Raw genomic sequence first — 6,211 nt, 5'->3', positions numbered from 1 at the left:
TCAGGATTCCACTTTTTGGGTGAGTATTCAATCAAGTCATAGCCGATCGCAATCACCAAATCAGCTTGATCAAATCCACAGCTAATGTAGTCTCGCTGCTGCAACCCAACGGCCCACAGCGCCAACGGATGCTCAAACGGAATCACACCCTTGCCCATAAAAGTATTGGCTACAGGAATATTCAATTGAGTCGCAAACTTAGTCACCATGTCGCTGGCGTTGGCTCTGATCGCTCCATTGCCTACTAAAATCAGCGGATTTTTGGCATGAGAAATCGCGATCGCTGCCTTCTCAATGCTGTGAAACGAGGCGTAGGTTTTTTCGATATTGTCAGTTGCCAAAGGTTTACCGACTACAGGCATGGCGGCGATGTTTTCGGGCAGATCAATATGGACGGCTCCCGGTTTTTCAGATTGGGACAGCTTAAAGGCTTTGCGGACAATCTCGGCCGTATTGCTGGGGCGAACGATCTGCGCGTTCCACTTGGTCACCGGAGCAAACATGGCCACCAGATCCAGATATTGATGAGATTCGATATGCATTCGATCGGTGCCCACCTGTCCAGTAATGGCGATCAGGGGAGCGCGATCGAGGTTCGCATCTGCCACTCCGGTCATCAAGTTAGTCGCCCCTGGGCCGAGCGTAGATAGACAAATTCCCGCTTGTCCGGTGAGTCGCCCATAGACATCGGCCATGAAGGCGGCCCCTTGCTCGTGGCGCGTGGTAATGAACTGAATCGAGGAATGTTGTAGCGCTTCCAAAACGTCCAGATTTTCTTCTCCAGGCACGCCAAAAATGTAGCGCACACCTTCATTCTCCAGACAGTGCACCAGGAGTTCAGCCGTATTCATGTCGCCCATATTGCCCCCAGAAAAAGTTTTAAGCCAGGTCAGAAAGAGGTTTGACCGAGTGTTGTAGAGTACAGTCGCAAGTCTCGCCTCGTTTATAACTTACATCCTTCAGAAGTCACCCCTATTTTTCCCAGACCGTTTTGATGTTGACAAACTCGTGGATGCCTTCTCTGCCCAATTCGCGACCATAGCCCGATCGCTTGATGCCCCCAAAGGGAAGTCGTGGATCAGATTTGACCATACCGTTGATAAAGACTGACCCGGCTTCGATCTCATTGACGAGGCGATCGCGTTCCGCAAAATCGTTCGTCCAGGCGCTGGCTCCCAATCCAAAGGGCGAATCGTTGGCGCGATGAATAGCTGCATCCAGATCAGGAACGCGAAACAACAGCGCAACCGGGCCAAAGATTTCTTCTGACTCTGCCGGACTGCCAACCGGAATCTCGCTCAAAATCGTCGGCGCATAGAAGTTGCCCGGACGCTCGATCGGCGCTCCCCCAATCAACACTTTGGCTCCTTGTTTGACCGCTTCTTGTACCTGTTGGTCAATGTCTTTGAGAATATTGGGAGTCGCCAGCGGGCCAATTTCTGTCTCAGGCAACATTGGATCGCCCACCTTCAGCGCACTGTATTTTTGAATGAGACGCTTGGTGAATTCATCGGCGATCGCTTCCGCCACAATAAACCGCTTGGCGGCAATACAAGACTGACCACTGTTGAGCATTCTCGCCGTCACCGCCGTCGAAACCGCTACCTCTAAATCCGCACTAGGCATGACGATAAAGGGGTCGCTGCCGCCCAATTCCAACACCACTTTTTTGAGATGCTGTCCAGCGATCGTTGCCAAACTAATCCCTGCGGGTTCGCTTCCAGTCAGGGTGGCTGCTTTGATGCGATCGTCCGCCACGATGCCTGCCACTTTATCCGCCCCAATCAGCAACGTCTGAAAAGCGCCTGTGGGAAAGCCCGATCGCGTGAGAATCTCTTCGATCGCCAGGGCAGACTGTGGCACATTAGAAGCATGTTTGAGTAAGCCCACGTTGCCCGCCATGAGAGCAGGAGCCGCAAATCGAAACACCTGCCAAAACGGAAAATTCCACGGCATCACAGCGAGAATCACACCCAACGACTGATAGCGCACAAAGCTCTGAGTTGCGTCTGTCATGATCGGCACGTCTGACAAAAACTCAGCCGCATGTTTTGCATAAAACCGACAAACTGAAGCCGATTTTTCAACTTCTGCGATCGCGGCCTTCAATGGTTTGCCCATTTCCAGCGTCATTAATCTGCCAAAGCGATCGCGCTCCTCTTCTAAAATCCCAGCCGCACGAGTCAGCCAGATTGCCTTTTGAGCGATCGGAATGCGGCGATACTCCAGAAAAGTTTGTTGGGCGCGATCGATTCGATTTTCCAACTCTCGATCACTGAGCGCGTCAAATGTTTTTAGGGTTTCTCCAGTTGTTGGGTTAGTTGTAGCGATACCCATGACCCACACCTCCAGGTTAAATTTGGGCAGCGATTGTGAAGGTTAATTCCTTCGGTCACTCCCATTGTGAATCCTCTCCTCAATTGTCTATTAAAATTTCAGACACCGCCATTTTTCTTAAAGGCTTGTTTCCTGTTTTAGGGTCATATCTGTAACTTCATAGCTCAATCACTTCTAGCAGTACTGAGTCAATTCAACTGCTGAAATAGGCTTGCTTTTAATCAATGATTGAGTCACCTAACAGACCTTAGAAGTCTTGTGAACCGTTCGTTTGTTTAAGCGTGAAAACGTTTAATTCATTACAAATTTAGATGTAAACCACGAAACATCGATCGCTCATAGGAGAATTAAATAATTAGCTGCCTTGTAATTTGTGATACTGGGACTTAATTTACAATGTGCTGAAATCTGCTAACTATAGGAGCGATCAAGAAGATATTGAAAGCTTAATTAATTATAATCTTTGAGCATTCACTCATTCTTTACCATAGGATGTGATTAATTAGATTACTTAAGCTCTCATAGGCAGCTTGCAGCTTCTCTCGACGAGAAAGAGAAATTGTCAACCTGCGAAGCCATTCTAAGCCATTGCAAACCACTCATCAAAAGCGGCTCTTTAGTCGCCAAAGCGCTTTGTTAATGGTTATTAGGTTAGTGGATTGATGGAGCGAGCTAAGTGCTTGGACTGACCTTAGAACTTAAAAGATACGGATCTATATGAATATGAGCGTAGGCCGTAGCAAGCCCTTGATCCTGGCTGTGGACGATAACCAGGACAATCTTTTCCTACTTGAATATCAACTTTCCGAAGTCATTGACTGCTTTTTACTCACTGCGACAGATGGCGAAACAGCACTGACTCTGATCGCCGAGAAATCTCCCGACCTTATTCTGATGGATCTCTTACTACCAGGCATCGATGGAGTTGAAGTGATTTCTCGGCTCAAGCGATCGCCCGATACCAGCCATATCCCAATGATTGCTTTAACCGGACTGTCACAAGAGGACGCAAACGATCGTTTAAATCAGTCCCGCTGTGACGACTATTTATGCAAACCCTACGATTTAGAAGACTTGCAGACGGTTATTCATCGCCATCTGAAGGTGCATTCTCTCCTCTAGGGCGACGGGCGTTGTTTTGCGATTCCCGAAACTGAGGCGTATCAGCCAGTACCGCGATCGTGCCTGTGCGTCCCGTCTCAAACGTAGCATCGCTCAACACATCAATCACATCAATTCCTATCACTTCTTTAATTAATTCACTTAACTGAGGATGCATGGCTTTATCCAGGTCATCTCTCACTTTTTCGGCTAATTCTTCTTGACCATTGTCTACCAAAACCTTTTCTGGCTTAGTGATGGAGTCTTCTAAAATAATCACCACTTTGCCATCAAAAATTTGGCACTGTACACGGCTGGGCTGATGTCCAAGTTGAGTCCGATAGAGGGCTTGAATTTTTTGAGAAAGGGCACGTTCTAGCTGTCCACGAGTGGGAGTTGTTGTCATATCCATTATTAGCAATATTAGGTATCCATAACAAAGTTGTCTTTGTTTTAGTATTGTTGCAGTTCAACGATCGGATATAATCCGCCTCAAGATGGGTTTAAACTATCGTGTAGAGAAATGGCGTAGAGAAATCGAGAGAGTCAGACTTAAGTGTTACAAATGGGTCTGATTATAGGCTTTAGTTCCCAACAATTTAAAGCTTATTCTAATGTTCTTTAACAGTTTTATACGGTAAAAAGCTGTTTTGATCACACAGTTGGTAACTGAAACCTTTAGCGTGAGTAACCCCTTAGAGATAACTCGAAGCGACCCCTTGCGGGTAACTCGAAGCGACCCCTTGCGGGTAACTCGAAGAGATCGCTTTATCTAGTTTCTATCCAACCATTGACGATCGTAAGCGCGATCGACAGCAAGATCAAAACCCACAGGATAAAGCCTGGAATAAAGGTAAGCAGCCCAATTCCTCTGAGCAGCCACACGATCGCCGTTAGCCCCAAGACAACTAAGTACACAACGGCTCTCGAATTCGTCGATCGACTCATAGCAGGTTCCTCAACAGCATTAAAACATTTAGATCAGCAATTTAGATCAGCAATTGGCTTTACTGTTTTGCTTGCAAATTCTCAGACCAAATTCTCAAAACCGACCTCTCAAACCTGAGATAGAATATCCCGGATTTTTGTCAGTCAATAATGCGAAATTGACGGGAAGATTAAGAGTATACAAACTTGTGAGCGTGTGATGGTGAAAGCAACTCGATCGTCATACACTCTAGCTTAGACTGCTGGAACGGATGAGGAGTGAAATCAAAATGGCTGCTTCTATCGAACCCAACGCGATCAATTTCAGTGTTGCCAATCAATCTAGGGGACAGATCGATCGGATAGCCCTTCTACAAGGCGAAGTTTTGCTGACCACACGCGCTTATTCTGCTTGGGGTGGGGCGGTCACTGCTCGACTATACCTGCCTTTGACTCCAGATCAAGTCTGGCAACAGCTTACCGATTATCCTCGCTGGACACAATATTTTCCTGATGTTACCCACAGTCAGGTGTTGCACTCAGGAATTAACGCTTCAAACAGTGCAAAGCGGCAGGTCAAACGGCTCTATCAAAGTGCCAGCAAAGCTTTTTTGGTCTTTAGTGCACAAGTTGAAATCTATCTCAAAGTTTTAGAAACTCACCATCAGCGAGTTCAGTTTTATCTAGAATCGGGCAGCTTTAGCGACTTTTTTGCCGACCTCAGCCTCGAAGCCTACGAAAACGGCACTGTTTTAACCTACTCCGTTCAGGCAACTCCGACGATTCCTGTCCCTGGACTCTTGATCGAGCAAGCCATCCGCTTGGATCTGCCAACCAATCTGAGACAAATGCGCCGAGTCATGTGCGCCTGAAAAGTTGTGCGATCGGGTGCGTCAGGCAAATTATCCCGCTTCACACCCGTTGAATTCACAGCATCAAACCGCTTCGCCAAACACTTGATTGAAGACTTTCTCAACTTTGTAGCCAGAATCGATCGATTCCATCGGGTCTTTTCTCAAACGGTGCCGGAGACACAGGGTGGCGACGCGACGAATATCATTAACGGTGACTTCGGTACGACCTTCAAAGGCAGCGATCGCTTTAGCAGCCCGGTTAGTGACGATATCGCCGCGCAGTCCGTCTACATCTAACTCTGAGCAAACCTGAGAAATCTTGACGCGCAGATCATATTCAATGGCGATCTTCTTCAGCCGTTCTTGAGCATTGACCAACTTTTGCTGAAGGGCATCCTGTTCGGTTTGATATTTCTCCAAAAAGGATTGGGGGTCTTGATCAAACTCGGTGCGCTGTTCGACAATCTGAACTCTCAAAGCAGGTTCTTTAACGGTGCGAATCTCGGCGTGCATCCCAAAGCGATCGAGCAGTTGGGGGCGCAGTTCTCCTTCTTCAGGATTGCCAGAGCCGACCAAGACAAATCGAGCCGGGTGGCGAATGGAAATGCCTTCTCGCTCAACCGTATTCCAGCCAGAAGCGGCAGAATCGAGCAGCACATCGACTAAGTGATCATCCAAAAGATTGACTTCATCGACGTAGAGAATACCGCGATTGGCCTTGGCGAGTAACCCCGGCTCAAAGGCTTTTACCCCTTCAGATAGGGCTTTCTCAATGTCGATCGTTCCACAAACGCGATCTTCGGTTGCCCCCAGCGGCAGATCGACCATGATCACTTTTTTCTGAGCGACGGGCACGTCTTCACCCTGCTCGATCAGTTGCCGCACCGCATCCGCCATCATTTCAGGATCACTGGGATGACTGTTAAACGGATCGTCCGCAACCACTTCGATCTCTGGCAACAGGTCAGCCAACGCCCGAATCGTCGTGGATT

At 47.9% G+C, this 6,211-nt stretch carries 7 protein-coding genes; 2 read left to right on the top strand and 5 right to left on the bottom strand.

Annotated elements, in window-relative coordinates:
- Positions 1-860 (bottom strand): thiamine pyrophosphate-binding protein (locus tag ACJ2PR_RS34675; protein ID WP_446880459.1); only part of this gene is annotated, 860 nt, incomplete at its 3' end.
- Between the two features lie 112 nt (positions 861-972).
- Positions 973-2,337 carry an NAD-dependent succinate-semialdehyde dehydrogenase gene (locus ACJ2PR_RS34670; RefSeq protein ID WP_446880458.1) on the bottom strand — a complete coding sequence of 455 codons (1,365 nt, stop codon included), beginning with the start codon at positions 2,335-2,337 and terminating at the stop codon, positions 973-975.
- Positions 2,338-3,060: 723 nt separating this feature from the next.
- Here ACJ2PR_RS34670 and ACJ2PR_RS34665 point away from each other — a divergent pair.
- Positions 3,061-3,459, top strand: a complete 399-nt coding sequence (locus ACJ2PR_RS34665; protein ID WP_446880457.1) for a response regulator — start codon at positions 3,061-3,063, stop codon at positions 3,457-3,459.
- Here ACJ2PR_RS34665 and ACJ2PR_RS34660 read toward each other — a convergent pair.
- A complete protein-coding gene (locus ACJ2PR_RS34660) occupies positions 3,422-3,844 on the bottom strand; it encodes a DUF2294 domain-containing protein (RefSeq protein ID WP_446880456.1) in 423 nt (140 codons plus the stop codon). The genes ACJ2PR_RS34665 and ACJ2PR_RS34660 overlap by 38 nt on opposite strands.
- Before the next feature lie 362 nt (positions 3,845-4,206).
- Positions 4,207-4,386 carry a hypothetical protein gene (locus ACJ2PR_RS34655; RefSeq protein WP_446862109.1) on the bottom strand — a complete coding sequence of 60 codons (180 nt, stop codon included), beginning with the start codon at positions 4,384-4,386 and terminating at the stop codon, positions 4,207-4,209.
- 269 nt (positions 4,387-4,655) lie between these two features.
- Between ACJ2PR_RS34655 and ACJ2PR_RS34650 the strand changes: the two genes are divergently transcribed.
- Entirely contained in the window at positions 4,656-5,237 is a 582-nt protein-coding gene (locus tag ACJ2PR_RS34650) for an SRPBCC family protein (RefSeq protein ID WP_446862108.1), read from the top strand.
- 63 nt (positions 5,238-5,300) lie between these two features.
- Here the strand turns inward: ACJ2PR_RS34650 and bchI are convergent.
- A partial coding sequence (gene bchI, locus ACJ2PR_RS34645) for a magnesium chelatase ATPase subunit I (RefSeq protein ID WP_446880455.1) occupies positions 5,301-6,211 on the bottom strand: 911 nt, incomplete at its 5' end.

Source organism: Phormidesmis sp. 146-33 (assembly GCF_052939515.1).
Note: the sequence above shows the minus strand (reverse complement) of the source record. Positions and strands in the feature narration are given on the sequence as shown.

What these genes read in the sequence shown, in the direction of transcription:
- ACJ2PR_RS34670 (WP_446880458.1), bottom strand. Translation starts at nt 2,337, where the DNA reads ATGGGTATCGCTACAACTAACCCAACAACTGGAGAAACCCTAAAAACA.
- ACJ2PR_RS34665 (WP_446880457.1), top strand. Translation starts at nt 3,061, where the DNA reads ATGAGCGTAGGCCGTAGCAAGCCCTTGATCCTGGCTGTGGACGATAAC.
- ACJ2PR_RS34660 (WP_446880456.1), bottom strand. Translation starts at nt 3,844, where the DNA reads ATGACAACAACTCCCACTCGTGGACAGCTAGAACGTGCCCTTTCTCAA.
- ACJ2PR_RS34655 (WP_446862109.1), bottom strand. Translation starts at nt 4,386, where the DNA reads ATGAGTCGATCGACGAATTCGAGAGCCGTTGTGTACTTAGTTGTCTTG.
- ACJ2PR_RS34650 (WP_446862108.1), top strand. Translation starts at nt 4,656, where the DNA reads ATGGCTGCTTCTATCGAACCCAACGCGATCAATTTCAGTGTTGCCAAT.